Below are 16,007 nucleotides of genomic sequence, written 5' to 3'. Positions count from 1 at the left end.
GCCAGCTCCCACCTCGACCGCATAGGCCTCAAGCCCTGTGCAGTACCTGTGGGAGCTGCGGTGCGGCGATCCGACTTGCCGGCGATAGGGCCAGCCCAGGCAGCAGACCCTTTCAGCCTTCATGAAACTTGTTTCATCCCGGTTTTATTTACTTAGCCTGCTAACAAACTCTATAAAGAGGGTGTGCGACACACTGTCGCAGCCAACTGAAGAAGTGGAGTTTACCGATGACAGTCCAAGTAACCGAACGCGACGAATCGAAAATGTCCCACGAAAGCCTGGCCGCTGGCATGCGGATCTGGGATGTGCACCAACAAGGCCAACTGGTGGGGATGTTCCATAACGAACATGAAGCACACCAGTACCGCGTAGAGCTGGAAGACCTGGAAAACCAGCGCGCCACGCAATGACCCAGCCTTCAAGTAAAAAACCCCGCCAAGGCGGGGTTTTTCCGGTTTACCACATCAGGTCGTCGGGGATCTTGTAGGCCGCGTACGGGTCGTCCTCATCCGCCTCCTCGACATGAGTGTTGAGCAGCAGGATACGGCTGGGGTCGCGCTCCTGGATCTTCACCGCCGCTTCACGCGGGATAACCTCGTAGCCGCCGGCATGCGCCACCACAGCCAGGGCGCCGTTGCTCAGTTTGGTACGCATCAGGGCGTTGACGGCAATGCGCTTGACCTTCTTGTCGTCGACGAAGTTGTAGTAATCCTCGGTGTTCAGCTTGGGCAGGCGAGTGGCTTCGATCAGTTGCTTGATCTGCGCGGCACGGGCCTTCTGCTCGGCTTTTTCCTGCTGCTGGCGGTTCAGCTCCTGGTCACGCTTGGCCTTTTCGGCCATGGCTTCCTTGGCCATGCGCTGCTGGCTGTCGTCCACCTCGACCTGGCCTTTGTGCTCCAGGCGTTTCTGTTTCTTCTCGGCTTTAGTGGCCTGAGAAACCTGTTTCTGGTTGACCAGACCGGCTTTGAGCAATTGGTCGCGAAGGGAAAGGCTCATGAATGTTCACTCACTTATGCAACAGCTCAGCCGCAGCTGGGCAGGTTCTTTTCCTGACGTTTGGCTTCACCCCAAAGGGCGTCCAGCTCGTCAAGGTTACAATCTTCGATTGGCCGGCCACTGTCGCGCAATGCCTGTTCGATAAAACGGAAACGTCGCTCGAACTTGCGATTGGCGCGGCGCAGTGCGTTTTCCGGGTCATGCTTGAGGTGACGGGCCAGGTTTACGGTGGCGAACAGCAAATCGCCGAGTTCATCCTCGAGCGCATCGGCATCATCGTCGGCCATGGCCTGCAACACTTCATCCAGCTCTTCGCGGACTTTGTCCAGCACCGGCAATGCCGCAGGCCAGTCGAAGCCGACCGTGGCCGCGCGCTTTTGCAGTTTGGCTGCTCGCGACAACGCCGGCAATGCCGTCGGCACATCGTCGAGCAACGACAGTTGTTCGGGCGTGCTTTTCTCAGCACGTTCCTCGGCCTTGATTTCTTCCCAGCGTGACTTGACCTGGGCCTCGCTCAGGCTGGGGGTGTCCACCGGCGCGTACAACTCGCCAGTGGGGAACACATGCGGGTGACGGCGAATGAGCTTGCGGGTGATGCTGTCGACCACGCCATCGAACTCGAAACGCCCTTCCTCGCGGGCCAGCTGGCTGTAGTAGACCACCTGGAACAGCAAGTCGCCCAGCTCACCTTGCAGGTGCTCGAAATCGCCACGCTCGATGGTGTCGGCGACCTCGTAGGCCTCTTCGATGGTGTGTGGGACGATGCTCGCGTAGTTCTGCTGCAGGTCCCATGGGCAGCCGTACTGCGGGTCGCGCAGGCGGGCCATGAGGTGTAGCAGGTCTTCGAGGGTGTAGGTCATTCAGGCAGGTCCTTCGGTGGTGGCTTCTTCGCGGGCTTGCCCGCTCCCACAGGATGGCTACAGGATTCAGAATCTGTAGAGTAGCTGTGGGAGCGGGCAAGCCCGCGAAGCAGGCGCCGCAGTCTCAAGGGGTACGATTACGCCGTGTCTCGATGATGTTCGGCAACTGCGAGATCCGCCCCAACAGGCGCCCCAGCGCGTCCAGGCCTGGAATCTCGATGGTCAGCGACATCAGCGCGGTGTTGTCTTCCTTGTTCGAGCGGGTATTCACCGCCAGCACGTTGATCTTCTCGTTCAGCAACACCTGCGACACGTCGCGCAGCAGGCCCGGGCGGTCGTAGGCACGGATGATGATGTCGACCGGGTAGGTCTGCACCGGGATCGGCCCCCAACTCACCTGGATCATGCGCTCCGGCTCCTTGCCCGCCAGCTGCAGCACCGAGGCGCAGTCCTGGCGGTGAATGCTCACGCCGCGGCCCTGGGTGATGTAGCCGACAATGGCATCGCCCGGCAGCGGCTGGCAGCAGCCGGCCATCTGCGTCAGCAGGTTGCCGACCCCCTGGATCTGGATGTCGCCACGCTTGCCAGTGCGCGGCCCGGTAGGCTTGCGCGGCACCAGCTCGATCTGCTCGATGCGCTCGGGCTCGAGCAACTGCTGGGCAGCGTTGACCAGATGGGCCAGGCGCAGGTCACCAGCGCCAAGCGAGGCGAACATGTCCTCGGCAGTCTTGACGTTGGTCTTCTCGGCCAGGCGCTCGAAGTCCACCTGCGGCAGGCCCAGGCGGCTGAGTTCGCGCTCGAGCAAGGTCTTGCCGGCGGCGACGTTCTGGTCGCGGGCCTGCAGCTTGAACCAGTGGACGATCTTGGCCCGCGCCCGCGAGGTGGTGACGTAGCCCAGGTTGGAGTTCAACCAGTCACGGCTGGGGTTGCCGTGCTTGCTGGTGATGATCTCGACCTGCTCGCCGGTCTGCAGGCTGTAGTTGAGCGGCACGATACGGCCGTTGATCTTGGCACCGCGGCAGTTGTGGCCGATTTCGGTGTGCACGCGGTAGGCGAAGTCCAGCGGCGTGGCGCCCTTGGGCAAGTCGATGGCGTGGCCGTCGGGGGTGAACACGTAGACCCGGTCCGGCTCGATATCGACCCGCAGCTGCTCGGCCAGGCCACCGATGTCGCCCAGCTCTTCGTGCCATTCCAGCACCTGGCGCAGCCAGGAGATCTTCTCTTCGTAATGGTTGGAGCTGGACTTGACGTCGGTACCCTTGTAGCGCCAGTGGGCGCAAACCCCCAGCTCGGCTTCCTCGTGCATGCCGTGGGTGCGGATCTGCACCTCCAGCACCTTGCCCTCCGGGCCGATCACCGCGGTGTGCAGCGAGCGGTAGCCGTTCTCCTTGGGGTTGGCGATGTAGTCGTCGAACTCTTTGGGGATGTGCCGCCACAGGGTATGCACGATGCCCAGCGCGGTGTAGCAGTCGCGGATTTCCGGCACCAGCACGCGCACCGCGCGCACGTCGTAGATCTGGCTGAACTGCAGGCCCTTGCGCTGCATCTTGCGCCAGATCGAATAGATATGTTTCGCCCGGCCGCTGATGTCGGCCTTCACGCCAGTGGCCAGCAGCTCGTTCTGCAGCTGGTTCATCACGTCGCTGATGAAGCGCTCGCGGTCCAGCCGGCGCTCGTGCAGCAGCTTGGCGATCTGTTTGTACTGGTCGGGCTCGAGGTAGCGGAAGGACAGGTCTTCCAGCTCCCACTTGATATGGCCGATACCCAGGCGGTGCGCCAGCGGCGCATAGATGTCGAACACTTCGCGCGCGACGCGCAGGCGCTTCTCGTCGTCGGCGGCCTTGACCGCACGGATCGCACAGGTGCGCTCGGCCAGCTTGATCAGGGCCACACGCACGTCGTCGACCATGGCCACCAGCATCTTGCGCAGGTTCTCGACCTGCGCCTGCGAGCCCAGCACCAGCGACTGCCGTGGGCTGAGGCTGGCACTGATGGCGGCCATGCGTAGCACGCCGTCGATCAGCTTGGATACCACCGGGCCGAACCGTTGGCTGACTTCGGCCAGGGTGACCTTGCCTTCGCGCACCGAGCGGTAGATGACCGCTGCCACCAGGGAGTCCTGGTCGAGCTTGAGATCGGCGAGAATTTCAGCGATCTCCAGGCCCGCCTGGAAGCTGGACGTACCGTCCGCCCAGGAATGCTTGGCCGGGTTGCCCTTCTTCTCGACCTCATGGGCAAACTCGCAGGCCTCTTTCAGCGCTGCGCGATCCAGTGCCGAATCGACGCTTACCACATGGTCCAACCATGCTTCGAGATTGATACTGCCGTCGGTGTTGACCGGCTGGTGCACTCTCACCTGTACCATCTTTTTTTTACCTTTCCATACAGCGCAACAGCTACGGATGCGCTGGCGATCACCGTGCGGCCGCCATTCCATGAAAGCCGCACCAAGGGGCCAGTCAGCTAGCCCGCTTCGAATAACGCCATGGCCTCGACATGCGCCGTCTGAGGAAACATGTCGAGAATCCCGGCCCTTTTTAACCGGTACCCCTGGCCGACCAGCACCTGCGCGTCTCGCGCCAGCGTGGCCGGGTTGCACGATACATAGACCAGCCGTTTGGCCTTGAGGCGGGCGATGCCTTGCACCACCTCGAAAGCACCGTCGCGCGGTGGATCCAAGAGTACCGCAGAAAAGCCCTCGGCGGCCCATCCGGTGCCTGCCAAAGGCTGCGATAAATCGGCCTGAAAAAACCGTGCGTTATGCACATTGTTGTTCCGGGCATTGGCCGCGGCCCGATCGACCATGGCCTGTACGCCTTCCACTGCCACCACCTCGCGCGCCTGGCGGGCCAGTGGCAAGGCGAAGTTGCCCAGGCCGCAGAACAGGTCCAGCACACGCTCGTCGGCCTGTGGTGCGAGCCAGGCCAGGGCCTGTTCGATCATCGCCGTGTTGACCTGGGCATTCACCTGCACGAAGTCGCCGGGGCGCCAGGCCAGTTCCAGCTGCCAGGGCGCCAGGGCAAAGCCCAGTTGCGCGGCCGGGTCCACTGGCGCTGGCTCACCTTCGCCCTGCAGCCACAACTGGGCGTTGGCCTGCTCGCAGAACGCCTGCAACCTGGCCAGGTCCTCTGCTGGCAGCGGCGCGACATGGCGCACCAGCAGCGCCTCGGCAGTACCGCTGAACAGTTCCACATGGCCCAGCGCCTGCGGCTTGTTCAGCGAACGCAGCACGGTCGGCAAGTGACGCAGAATCGACTGCAAGGGTTGTACCAGCACCGCGCAGTCGTCGATGGCGATGATGTCCTGGCTGGCTTCGGCGCGGAAGCCCACCTCCAGCTGGCGCGCCTTGACATCCCAGCGCACCGCCACCCGGGCCCGGCGCCGGTAGCCGAATTCCGGCCCGCTCAACGGTGCGGCCCACTCCTCGGGCTGCACGCCGGCCACCCGCTGCAACTGCTCGGCCAAAGTGCGCTGCTTGAGCGCCAATTGCGCTTCGTGCGGCAGGTGCTGCAGGTTGCAGCCACCACAGCGCTCGTAGTACCGACAGGGTGCTTCCCGACGTTCGGGGCTGGACTGCAACAACCGCTCCAGGCGCGCCTCGACCACTTTGCCACGGGCATTGAGCACCCGCGCCTCCACGTCCTCGCCGGCCAGGGCGCCACTGACGAACCAGGTACGCCCTTCAACGAAGGCGATGCCACGGCCGTCACCGGCCAGGCGCTCGATTTGCAGGCGCTGCTTCTTGCCCACCGGGACTTGAGGGCTACGGTTGCCGCCGGCCGGCTGAAAGCGCAGGCCGCTGTTGCTTTTCTTCTTGGACATTTAGCTCGGGTCGAACAGGCCGGTGGACAGGTAACGGTCGCCGCGGTCGCAGATGATCGCGACCATCGTGGCATTTTCCACCTCGCGGGACAGGCGCAGCATGGCGGCGACCGCACCACCGGAAGACACGCCGCAGAAAATGCCCTCTTCACGGGCAAGGCGGCGGGTGGTGTCTTCGGCTTCCTGCTGCGACATGTCGACCACGCGGTCGACGCGGGTGGCGTCGAAGATCTTCGGCAGGTATTCCTCGGGCCAGCGGCGGATGCCCGGGATGGCCGAGCCTTCCATCGGTTGCAGGCCGATGATCTGCACCGCCGGGTTCTGCTCCTTGAGGTACTGCGAGCAGCCCATGATGGTACCGGTGGTGCCCATGGAGCTGATGAAATGGGTGATGCTGCCCTGGGTCTGCTGCCAGATCTCGGGGCCAGTGCTGTTGTAGTGGGCGATCGGGTTGTCGCCGTTGGCGAACTGGTCCAGCACCAGGCCACGGCCTTCGGCCTGCAGTTTCTCGGCCAGGTCACGGGCGCCTTCCATGCCCTCTTCCTTGGTCACCAGGATCAACTCGGCGCCATAGGCGGTCATGGCGGCCTTGCGTTCGGCAGTGGAGTTGTCGGGCATGATCAGGATCATCTTGTAGCCCTTGATCGCCGCCGCCATCGCCAGGGCGATGCCGGTGTTGCCGGAGGTGGCTTCGATCAGGGTATCGCCGGGCTTGATCAGGCCGCGCAGTTCGGCACGGGTGATCATCGACAGTGCTGGGCGGTCCTTCACCGAGCCGGCGGGATTGTTACCTTCGAGCTTGAGCAGGAGGGTATTGCTGGTTTCGCCAGCGATGCGCTGCAGGCGAACCAGGGGCGTATTGCCGACGCAATCGGCGATGGTTGGGTACTGCAAGGTCATGGTGTATTTCACAATCCGGACGGCAGGGGCGCCTATCATACCGGCAAACCCTTCGCGGCCATATCACGCAATCTGTGGTGCATATAGCTACAAGCTATATATCTGGCCTTCGCGGGCACGCCCGCTCCCACAGGGAACGCGCTGCATTCAAGAACACTGCTGCACCGGTGGGAGCGGGCGTGCCCGCGAAGAGGCCGGCACATGTAAAGGCAACCTCATCCACAACCGCAGCCCACGCTTGCCATTCTGCGCCCACAAGGTACCGCCCTGGCGCTGGATGGCACTGCGGGCGATGCTCAGCCCCAGACCAAAACCACCATCCCCCGGCCGCGAACCATCCAGCCGCGAGAATGGCGCGAAGATCCGCTCCAGGTCCTCTTCGGCCACGCCGCCGCCTTCATCTTCCAGCCATAGCCACCAGTAGCTACCTTCACGATGCCCGCCCAACCGCACCACGCCATCGGCAGGCGAGTGACGAATGGCATTGCGCAACATGTTCTCCAGCGCCTGGGCCAGGTGGTTGAGGTTGCCCTGCACCCAGCAGTCGCCTGGCACTTCGCAGCGCAGGCGCGCCGGCGACCAGCCGCTCTCGTAGCTGGCATTCTCGGCCAGCAGTTCCCACAGGGCCTGGATCTCGATCGGCTCCAGGTTCATCGGCGCGCGCTCGGCGTCCTGCCAGGCCAACTGCAGGGTGTCCTCGACCAGTTGCTGCATGCAGTCCACCTCACGGGTCAGGCGCTCGCGCAGGCGCTGCAGGTCAGTTTCCCCATCGCAGGCCACCCGCAGCCGGCTGAGTGGCGTGCGCATTTCGTGGGACAGGTCGCGCAGCAACTGCTGCTGCATGGCCACCGTGCCCTGCAGCAGCTCGGCCATCTGGTCGAAGGCACGGGCCAGCTCGCCGAGTTCGTCATGCCGGGCGATGGTGCGCGGGTCGAGGCGTGCCGACAACTGGTCGGCGCGCCAGGCATTGGCCTGTTCGCGCAACTGGTTCAACGGCACGATCAGCATGCGGTACAGGCCCACGCACAACAGCAAGGTGAACAGGCCAGGGATGATGCCGTTGGTGACGACGCGCCACAGTATCCGGTACTCGCCGGGGTTGAACCGCTGCGGCAGCTCGATCACCAGCATGCCCTGCTCCGGCGCCTCCGGGAACGGTATGCGTAACCACGGCTGATCGACACTGCGCCGGCTCATCGGCCAGTCGACACCACGCAGGCGCGTCAGCCGCTGCATGATCTGCGGGTCTAGGCTGGCGCTGTCGAGCGGCCGCAGGTTGATGTCGAGCACGCCAACCCAGCCGCGTTCGCGCTGGTGCATCGCCGCCACCCAGCGGTCCAGCCCTGCTCGCCCGCCGCCGCGCCAGGCCTGCTCAGCATCGGCGGCATACCCACGCAGCACTTGCCGCGCCGGTTCCGAGAGAAAGGCGTTCTGGGTGTCCATGTGTCGACCCCAGGTATAGCTGAGGCCAATCATCAGCAGGCAGAAGCCCACCAGCAAGATGGCCAGTTTCCAGAACAGCGAATGGCGGTCGAGCATGGGTCACTCCGCCTCGCTGGCGCTGAGTACGTAGCCCTTGCCCCACACGGTGCGGACCTGCCGTTCGTGATAGCCGATGCCCTTGAGCTTGCGGCGGATCTGGCTGACGTGCATGTCCAGGCTGCGGTCATGCCGTGAATAGCCCCGCTGCAGTACCTGCTGGTAAAGGAACGGCTTGCTGAGCACCTCGTCGAGGTTGCGGTTGAGGATATCGAGCAGGCGATATTCGCTGGGGGTCAGGCCGGCAAGGTGGCCATCGAGGCGCACGTCGCACAGCGCTTCGTCGAATTGCAGCTCGCCACAAGCGGCCTGCTCCTGCGGGGGTTGATGGCGACGTTCAAGGGCCACGCGGCGCAGGATCGCCTCGATGCGTACCTGCAACTCCACCAGGCTGAATGGCTTGGGCAGGTAATCATCGGCGCCGCGCTGGAAACCGCTGATGCGATCGGCCTCGGCGCCCAGCGCCGACATCAGGATCACCGGCGTGGCGCTGCGCCGGCGCAACTGCGCCAGGGCATCCAGGCCGTTGAGCCCGGGCAGCAGAATGTCCATGAGCACCACATCGAACGCCTGGCGCCCCGCCGTTTCCAGGCCCTCCAGGCCATTGCGGCACCAGGTCACATGGAAGCCGCCACGCTGCAGTTCTTCGTGCAGGTAGGCGCCAAGCACCGGATCATCCTCGATGGCGAGGATATTGGAGTTGTGAATAGCTACAGGATTCATTAGCAACTGCCATGCATTCTCAATTGCGCAATTATTGAGCATCCATCGCCTGCCAGGCAACTGCCCTGCGACCAATGCCCCGGCAATCGCGCAAAACACCTACTAAAGAGGTGCAATAGCGCCGCAGGCGGAGTAACTTCCCGCCTTGGCCGTCACCGCTCGACGGCGTCCAGGCACATGACAGGAGGCGAGTGTGCTCGATCGCTTGGGAATCCGTAGCCGGGTCCTGCTGCTGGCCCTGCTACCGGCCGGCCTGATGGCCCTGATGCTGGGCAGTTACTTCACCTGGCTGCAACAGAACGACCTGCGTACCCAATTGCTGCAACGCGGCAAGATGATCGCCGAACAACTGGCGCCGCTGGCCGCGCCCGCCATGGCCCGGCTTGCACCAGCGCAACTGGAGCGCATTGCCGCGCAAACCCTGGAGCAAGTCGATGTACGCGCCGTCGCCTTCCTTGCCCCGGACCGCACGCGCCTGGCCCACGCCGGCCCGAGCATGCTCAACCAACCGCCCAGCGGCGGCAGTGGCACCCAGCTGCTGCAGCGCAGCGGCAATGACGCCACCCGCTACCTGATGCCGGTGTTCGGCCACCACCGCGACCTGGCCACCGATGCCGTACCGGCCGAGGCCGAACGCCTGCTGGGCTGGGTCGAGATCGAGCTGTCCCACGACGGCACCCTGCTGCGTGGCTACCGCAACCTGTTCACCAGTCTGTTGCTGATTCTTGCTTGCCTGGTGCTCAGCGGCCTGCTGGCGCTGCGCATGAGCCGCACCATCAACGACCCCATCGAGCGCATCAAGCACGCGGTCAACCAGCTCAAGGACGGCCACCTGGAAGAGCGCCTGCCGAGCATGGGCAGCCATGAGCTGGACGAGCTGGCCCGCGGTATCAACCGCATGGCCGAGACCCTGCACAACGCACACGAAGAGCTGCAGCACAGCATCGACCAGGCCACCGAGGACGTGCGCCAGAACCTGGAAACCATCGAGATCCAGAACATCGAGCTGGACATGGCGCGCAAGGAGGCCCTGGAGGCCAGCCGCATCAAGTCGGAGTTCCTGGCCAACATGAGCCACGAGATCCGCACCCCGCTCAACGGCATCCTCGGTTTCACCCACCTGCTGCAGAAAAGCGAGCTGCCGCCACGCCAGCTGGATTACCTGAACACCATCGAGAAGTCCGCCGACAACCTGCTGGGGATCATCAACGAGATTCTCGACTTTTCCAAGATCGAGGCCGGCAAGCTGGTGCTCGACAGCATCCCGTTCAACCTGCGCGACCTGATCCAGGACACCCTGACCATCCTCGCCCCGGCCGCCCATGCCAAGCAGCTGGAGCTGCTCAGCCTGATCTATCGCGACACCCCCTCGTCGCTGATCGGCGATCCGCTGCGGCTCAAGCAGATCCTCACCAACCTGGTCAGCAATGCCATCAAGTTCACCCGCGAAGGCACCATCGTCGTGCGCGCCATGCTCGACGACGAGCACGAGGACAGCGCGCAGTTGCGCATCAGCGTGCAAGACACCGGCATCGGCCTGTCGCCGCAGGATGTGCGCACGCTGTTCCAGGCCTTCAGCCAGGCCGACAACTCACTGGCCCGCCAGCCTGGCGGCACCGGCCTGGGGCTGGTGATTTCCAAGCGCCTGATCGAGCAGATGGGCGGCGAAATCGGCGTCGACAGTACGCCGGGCGAAGGTTCGCAGTTCTGGATCAGCCTCAACCTGCCCAAGGCCCACGACGATGTCGAAGAGCTGCCGCTGCAGCCGCTGCTGGGCCGCCGTGCGGCCATCGTCGATGGCCACGAGCTGGCGCGCCAGGCCCTGGAGCACCAGCTGGAAGATTGCGGCCTCAGCGTCAGCCTGTTCGCCTCGTACGACCAGTTGCTGCAGGCGGTGCAGGCTGCCAGCCAGGCCGGCCAAGCGTTCGAGTTCGCCGTGCTCGGAGCCAACCTGGGCGACCTGTCACCCGAGCAACTGGCCCAGTACCACCAGCAGCTCGAACATTACCAGTGCCAGTGCGTGGTGCTGTGCCCGACCACCGAGCAGGCCTTGTACCACCCGTACCTGCCCAACGGCCATGGGCAGTTGCTGTCCAAGCCGACCTGCACGCGCAAATTGCGCCGCCTGCTGCTGGAACTGGTGCAGCCGCGCCGCCCGCTGGGCGAGGCGAGCAGCCTCAATGGCCAGCGCCAGCCGAAGATCCTCTGCGTCGATGACAATGCCGCCAACCTGCTGCTGGTGCAGACCCTGCTCGAAGACCTGGGCGCCGAGGTGCTGGCCGTCGACAACGGTTATGCGGCGGTCCAGGCCGTGCAGGACGAGCCGTTCGACCTGGTGCTGATGGACGTGCAGATGCCCGGCATGGACGGCCGTGCCTGCACCGAACAGATCCGCCTGTGGGAAAACACCCAAAGCGGCAACCCGCTGCCGATCGTCGCCCTCACCGCCCACGCCATGGCCAACGAGAAACGCGCATTGCTGCACAGCGGCATGGACGACTACCTGACCAAACCGATCAGCGAGCGGCAACTGGCCCAGGTGGTGATGAAGTGGACCGGCCTGAGCCTGGGCGCGCCGCAGCAGGCTCAGGCCGAGCTACTGGTCAACGGTGATGAACTGAAGGTGCTCGACCCCGAAGAAGGCCTGCGCCTGGCCGCAGGCAAAGCGGACCTGGCGGCCGACATGCTGAGCATGCTGCTGGCCTCGCTGGATAGCGACCGCGAAGCGATACGCGCTGCCCGCGAGGCCGACGACCGCAACGGCCTGATCGAACAGGTACACCGCCTGAACGGCGCCTCGCGCTATTGCGGCGTGCCGCAGCTACGCGCCGCGTGCCAGCGCAGCGAGACCTTGCTCAAGCAGGAACACCCGCAGGCGCAGCAGGCGCTGGATGAACTGGATGCAGCGATCAATCGGCTGGCCGCGCACGCGCGGTTGAGCGCGTGAGTGTTTTGGGGCCTGGCTTGGCATTTGCGGTGGCTATGAGATCGAGCGCCGCCCGCGCGGCGCATCGCGAGCTGACGCTCGCTCCTACGTTTGTTTCGGGCCAATTATTTCTGTGGGATTTGCGCGCGAACGCTTTGGCGCATGCCACGATATCGCGTCGTACAAACAAGGCGGTCGCGCGCGCCAGGCACAGGCGTAATTGGCCCGAAACAAACGTAGGAGCGAGCGCCAGCTCGCGATGCGCCGCGCGGGCGGCGCTCGATCTAACAGGCACTGCCCCCCCCAAGTCATGCCCCCCAAAGGAAGCCCCACCATGCGCGCCCTGTTGTTCAGCAGCCAGCACTACGACCAGGAAAGCTTCACCCAAGCCGCCAGCGGCAGCGCCCTGGAGCTGCATTTCCAACCCGCCCGCCTGACCCTCGACACCGCCGCCCTGGCCCATGGCTACGAGGTGGTCTGCGCCTTCATCAATGACGAACTCGACGCCCAGGTACTGCAGCGCCTGGCCGCAGGCGGCACGCGCCTGGTCGCTTTGCGCTCGGCCGGCTACAACCATGTCGACCTGGCTGCCGCCCAGCGCCTGGGCCTGGCCGTGGTGCGGGTGCCAGCCTACTCGCCACACGCCGTGGCCGAGCACGCCGTGGCGCTGATCCTGGCCCTCAACCGGCGTCTGCACCGGGCCTACAACCGCACCCGCGAAGGTGACTTCACCCTGCACGGGCTGACCGGCTTCGACCTGCATGGCAAAACCGTCGGCGTGGTCGGCACCGGCCAGATCGGCGCCGCCTTCGCCCGCATCATGGCCGGTTTCGGCTGCCAACTGCTGGCCTACGACCCCTACCCCAACCCGCAGTTGCTGGCCCTCGGCGCCCGCTACCTGACATTGCCCGAGCTACTGCGCGAAGCACGCATCATCAGCCTGCACTGCCCGCTGACCGAGCACACCCGCCACCTGATCAACGCACAGAGCCTGGCCCAGTTGCAGCCCGGCGCCATGCTGATCAACACCGGCCGTGGCGCACTGGTCGACACCCCGGCGCTGATCGACGCCCTGAAAAGCGGCCAGCTCGGCTACCTGGGCCTGGACGTCTACGAAGAAGAGGCCCAGCTGTTCTTCGAGGACCGCTCCGACCTGCCGCTGCAGGACGATGTACTGGCGCGCCTGCTGACCTTCCCCAACGTGATCGTCACCGCCCACCAAGCCTTCCTCACTCGCGAGGCGCTGGATGCCATCGCCACCACCACGCTGGACAACATCAGCCGCTGGGCGGCAGGCAATCCACAGAATCTGGTAACGGGTTAGTGCTAGGATACGCGGCATTTCTGGAGGACCCATGGTCGAGCACGATTTCCGCTACACCCTTTTCAACCCGCAACACACGCTGATCGAGTGTCGCGCCCTGGTGCCAGGCCGCTACCAGGTCACCGGCAACGGCGGTTCGATGCACAAAGGCGACACCCTGCTGGTCACCCTCAAGGGCAGCAAGGACTTGTCCATGCGCCTGACCGTGGAGAGCGTGCGCCACTTGATCAACCCGCGCGGGCAGTGGGTTGCCGTGGCCAGTGGCCCGGTATTCAACGAACTGGAAATCCTCACCTGGCAGGTCGAGTGCGACAGCTGCGACGCCGTGCTGGACTTCGAGTTCGCGGTGGACGCCAAGCTGGGCAAGAAAGCCCGCCAGCCCGCCGCCAGCACGCGCATCGCCGAACTGGGCTGGGCCAGCCGTGGCGAAAAGCACCTGTGCCCGCGTTGCCAGGAGAGCGCCGAGTGAAAAATCTGCTGACCGGCGTGCTGATTGCCACCGGCCTGCTTGGCTGCGCTGCGCAACCTTCCAAGCTGCAACAGGAGCGCAGCTACGTGCTGGAGTGGATTGGCGAACGTCCGCTGATCGACTACAGCCACCTGACCCTGACCTTGGCCAGCGATGGCCGTGCCTATGGCAACGGCGGCTGCAACCACTGGTTCGCGCCGTACACGCTGGACGGCGAGCACCTGAGCTTCGGCAAGGTCGGCAAGACCCGCAAGCTATGCGCGCCGGCGTTGATGGAGCAGGAAAAACGCTTCTTGCAGGCGCTGGAAACGGTAGAACGCTGGGACGTATCGCCGGTGGAACAGATGCGCTTCTGGCCGGCCGAAGGCAAGCCACTGCGCTTCTGGCCTGAGGAAGGCTGAGAATCGTTGGGGCCGCTTTGCGCCCCTTCGCGGGCACGCCCGCTCCCACAGGGTGTCGCGTCAACTGTGGGAGCGGGCGTGCCCGCGAAGGGCTGCAAAGCAGCCCCAACTGCATCAGGCGCCTTTCAGGGCCTTGATCTTGGCCTGCAGCCCTTCCAGGGTCTGCTCGCCCATCAGTTGCTCACGCACCTTGCCCTTGTCATCGATGATGTAGGTCACCGGCAGCGCCTCGCTACGCGGCAGGTCATAGCGCTCGGCCGGGTCCTGGGCCAGCACGGTAAAGCCGATGCCCAGGGTTTCGGCGGCCTGTTTCAGGTCCTGCCCCTGCAAGCCATCGAAGTTCACCCCCACCACCTTGACCCCCTCGGCCGCCCACTGCTTGGCCGCCGCGTTCAGTTCGGGGATTTCGGTACGGCACGGCCCGCACCATTCGGCCCAGTAGTTGAGCACCAGCCAGTGCCCGTCGATCTGCTCCGCCTTAACCGTATTACCGTGTTGGTCCACGCCATAATCGGCACCGCAACCACCGAGCAACAGGCTCGCGGTGATGGCCAGTACTGCTGCCAGACGCCTTGCCATGGGTCAATCCTTCTCGAGTTTTCAAGCAAATTGGTCAGTCGCTGCGGTTAGAATAGCCGCCACACCCAGCTGGATGCGACCCGACATGACTGACCTGACGCTCTATCATAACCCGCGCTGCTCGAAATCCCGCGGCGCACTGGAACTGCTCGAAGCCCGCGGCCTGGCACCAACCATCGTGCGCTACCTCGAGACCCCGCCCGACGCCGCCACCCTCAAGGCCCTGCTCGGCAAGCTGGGCATCGCCCCACGCCAGCTGCTGCGCTCCGGCGAGGACGAGTACAAGGCTCTGAACCTGGCCGACCCGGCGCTGACCGATGCGCAACTGATCGAAGCCATGGCCCAGCACCCCAAGCTGATCGAGCGGCCGATCCTGGTCGCTGGTGACAAGGCCGTGGTCGGCCGCCCGCCAGAGAAAGTGCTGGAGATCCTGCCGTGAGCGCGCCCTACATCCTGGTGCTGTATTACAGCCGCCATGGTTCGACCAGCGAAATGGCCCGGCACATCGCCCGCGGCATCGAGTTGGCCGGCATGGAGGCACGCCTGCGCACGGTGCCGGCGATTTCCACCGAATGCGAAGCAGTGGCCCCGGACATCCCGGCCAGTGGCGCGCTGTACGCCACCCTCGATGACCTGCGCCATTGCGCCGGCCTGGTGCTGGGCAGCCCGACCCGCTTCGGCAACATGGCCGCGCCGCTCAAGTACTTCCTGGACGGCACCAGCAGCCTGTGGCTGGGCGGCGAGCTGGTCGGCAAGCCGGCTGGCGTGTTCACCTCCACCGCCAGCCTGCATGGCGGCCAGGAAACCACCCTGTTGTCGATGATGCTGCCACTGATGCACCACGGCATGCTGGTGATGGGCCTGCCGTACAGCGAATCGGCGCTGCTGGAAACCCGTGGCGGCGGCACCCCTTACGGCGCCAGCCACCACGCCGGTGCCGATGGCAAGCGTGAGCTCGACCAGCACGAGATCACCCTGTGCCGCGCCCTTGGCCAGCGCCTGGCGACCACGGCCAAGGCCTTGGAGGCCGCGCGTGGCTAAAAAGCCCAAGGTGTTGCCGCCGCTGGAGTGGCTGGCACCGCGCCTGCGCCTGACGCGGGCATTGAGCCTGGCCTTGTTCTTCGGCCTGATCGCCCTGCTGGTGGTGAACAACCTGTGGTTCGCCAACCTGCATGGGGCGCGGGTCGAGGTGGTCCTGGCGATCGAGCTGGTGCCGCTGCTGCTGTTGCTGCCGGGTATGCTGGCGGGCAGTGCCCGGGCGCATGCCTGGACCTGCTTCGTGGTGAATATCTATTTCATCAAGGGCGTGCTGGCGGCGTTCGACCCGGCGCGGGCGGTGTTTGGCTGGATCGAGGTGCTGGTGAGCCTGGGGCTGTTCATTGCCGGGCTGCTGTATGTGCGCTGGAAGTTCCAGCATGAACGGCGCATGGCGGGCGAAGGCAGTTGAATTAAGGGGCTGCCTTGCAGC

The 16,007-nt window shown here is 64.8% G+C and carries 16 protein-coding genes; 8 read left to right on the top strand and 8 right to left on the bottom strand.

What is annotated here, in order from left to right:
• Positions 1–227: 227 nt before the first annotated feature.
• On the top strand, positions 228–410 hold the full coding sequence (locus TZ03_RS10185; RefSeq protein WP_051097472.1) for a hypothetical protein: 183 nt from the start codon (positions 228–230) through the stop codon (positions 408–410).
• A gap of 46 nt (positions 411–456) precedes the next feature.
• On the opposite strand, the gene TZ03_RS10180 is transcribed toward TZ03_RS10185, so the two are convergent.
• From TZ03_RS10180 to TZ03_RS10150, 7 genes are all read right to left on the bottom strand, one after another.
• On the bottom strand, positions 457–996 hold the full coding sequence (locus TZ03_RS10180; protein ID WP_051097471.1) for a DUF2058 domain-containing protein: 540 nt from the start codon (positions 994–996) through the stop codon (positions 457–459).
• Positions 997–1,022: 26 nt separating this feature from the next.
• A complete protein-coding gene (gene mazG, locus TZ03_RS10175; protein ID WP_051097470.1) occupies positions 1,023–1,856 on the bottom strand; it encodes a nucleoside triphosphate pyrophosphohydrolase in 834 nt (277 codons plus the stop codon).
• A gap of 124 nt (positions 1,857–1,980) precedes the next feature.
• The gene (gene relA, locus TZ03_RS10170; protein WP_051097469.1) at positions 1,981–4,221 is read right to left on the bottom strand and encodes a GTP diphosphokinase; all 2,241 of its coding nucleotides are present in this window, start codon (positions 4,219–4,221) and stop codon (positions 1,981–1,983) included.
• Between the two features lie 98 nt (positions 4,222–4,319).
• A complete protein-coding gene (gene rlmD, locus TZ03_RS10165; protein WP_051097468.1) occupies positions 4,320–5,678 on the bottom strand; it encodes a 23S rRNA (uracil(1939)-C(5))-methyltransferase RlmD in 1,359 nt (452 codons plus the stop codon).
• Positions 5,679–6,578 (bottom strand): cysteine synthase CysM, encoded by a 900-nt coding sequence (gene cysM / locus TZ03_RS10160; protein WP_051097467.1) that lies wholly within the window; start codon positions 6,576–6,578, stop codon positions 5,679–5,681.
• A gap of 147 nt (positions 6,579–6,725) precedes the next feature.
• Entirely contained in the window at positions 6,726–8,117 is a 1,392-nt protein-coding gene (locus tag TZ03_RS10155; RefSeq protein ID WP_051097466.1) for a sensor histidine kinase, read from the bottom strand.
• 3 nt (positions 8,118–8,120) lie between these two features.
• Positions 8,121–8,840 (bottom strand): response regulator transcription factor, encoded by a 720-nt coding sequence (locus tag TZ03_RS10150; protein ID WP_051097465.1) that lies wholly within the window; start codon positions 8,838–8,840, stop codon positions 8,121–8,123.
• 193 nt (positions 8,841–9,033) lie between these two features.
• Here TZ03_RS10150 and TZ03_RS10145 point away from each other — a divergent pair, with 193 nt between their 5' ends.
• The 4 genes from TZ03_RS10145 to TZ03_RS10130 all read left to right on the top strand — a co-directional run bounded on the left by TZ03_RS10145 (position 9,034) and on the right by TZ03_RS10130 (position 13,960).
• On the top strand, positions 9,034–11,787 hold the full coding sequence (locus tag TZ03_RS10145; protein WP_051097464.1) for a response regulator: 2,754 nt from the start codon (positions 9,034–9,036) through the stop codon (positions 11,785–11,787).
• Between the two features lie 313 nt (positions 11,788–12,100).
• Positions 12,101–13,090 (top strand): 2-hydroxyacid dehydrogenase, encoded by a 990-nt coding sequence (locus tag TZ03_RS10140; protein ID WP_051097463.1) that lies wholly within the window; start codon positions 12,101–12,103, stop codon positions 13,088–13,090.
• A gap of 31 nt (positions 13,091–13,121) precedes the next feature.
• Positions 13,122–13,559 carry a hypothetical protein gene (locus tag TZ03_RS10135; RefSeq protein WP_051097462.1) on the top strand — a complete coding sequence of 146 codons (438 nt, stop codon included), beginning with the start codon at positions 13,122–13,124 and terminating at the stop codon, positions 13,557–13,559.
• Positions 13,556–13,960 carry an META domain-containing protein gene (locus tag TZ03_RS10130; protein WP_051097461.1) on the top strand — a complete coding sequence of 135 codons (405 nt, stop codon included), beginning with the start codon at positions 13,556–13,558 and terminating at the stop codon, positions 13,958–13,960. The genes TZ03_RS10135 and TZ03_RS10130 overlap by 4 nt, the downstream gene beginning before the upstream one ends.
• 114 nt (positions 13,961–14,074) lie before the next feature.
• Here TZ03_RS10130 and TZ03_RS10125 read toward each other — a convergent pair whose 3' ends face one another.
• A complete protein-coding gene (locus tag TZ03_RS10125; protein WP_051097460.1) occupies positions 14,075–14,539 on the bottom strand; it encodes a TlpA disulfide reductase family protein in 465 nt (154 codons plus the stop codon).
• 85 nt (positions 14,540–14,624) lie between these two features.
• Here TZ03_RS10125 and arsC point away from each other — a divergent pair, with 85 nt between their 5' ends.
• Genes arsC through TZ03_RS10110 form a run of 3 tightly spaced genes read left to right on the top strand, consistent with a single transcriptional unit; the run spans position 14,625 to position 15,986 of the window.
• Complete coding sequence (gene arsC, locus TZ03_RS10120) at positions 14,625–14,978, top strand: arsenate reductase (glutaredoxin) (protein WP_051097459.1); 354 nt, start codon at positions 14,625–14,627, stop codon at positions 14,976–14,978.
• The gene (gene wrbA, locus TZ03_RS10115; RefSeq protein WP_051097458.1) at positions 14,975–15,580 is read left to right on the top strand and encodes an NAD(P)H:quinone oxidoreductase; all 606 of its coding nucleotides are present in this window, start codon (positions 14,975–14,977) and stop codon (positions 15,578–15,580) included. Before arsC ends, wrbA begins: the two co-directional genes overlap by 4 nt.
• Entirely contained in the window at positions 15,573–15,986 is a 414-nt protein-coding gene (locus TZ03_RS10110; protein WP_051097457.1) for a DUF2069 domain-containing protein, read from the top strand. The genes wrbA and TZ03_RS10110 overlap by 8 nt, the downstream gene beginning before the upstream one ends.
• The last annotated feature ends 21 nt before the right edge of the window (positions 15,987–16,007 follow it).

Origin of the sequence: Pseudomonas sp. 10-1B (assembly GCF_000935045.1) — a bacterium.
Taxonomy (GTDB): domain Bacteria; phylum Pseudomonadota; class Gammaproteobacteria; order Pseudomonadales; family Pseudomonadaceae; genus Aquipseudomonas.
Note: the sequence above shows the minus strand (reverse complement) of the source record. Positions and strands in the feature narration are given on the sequence as shown.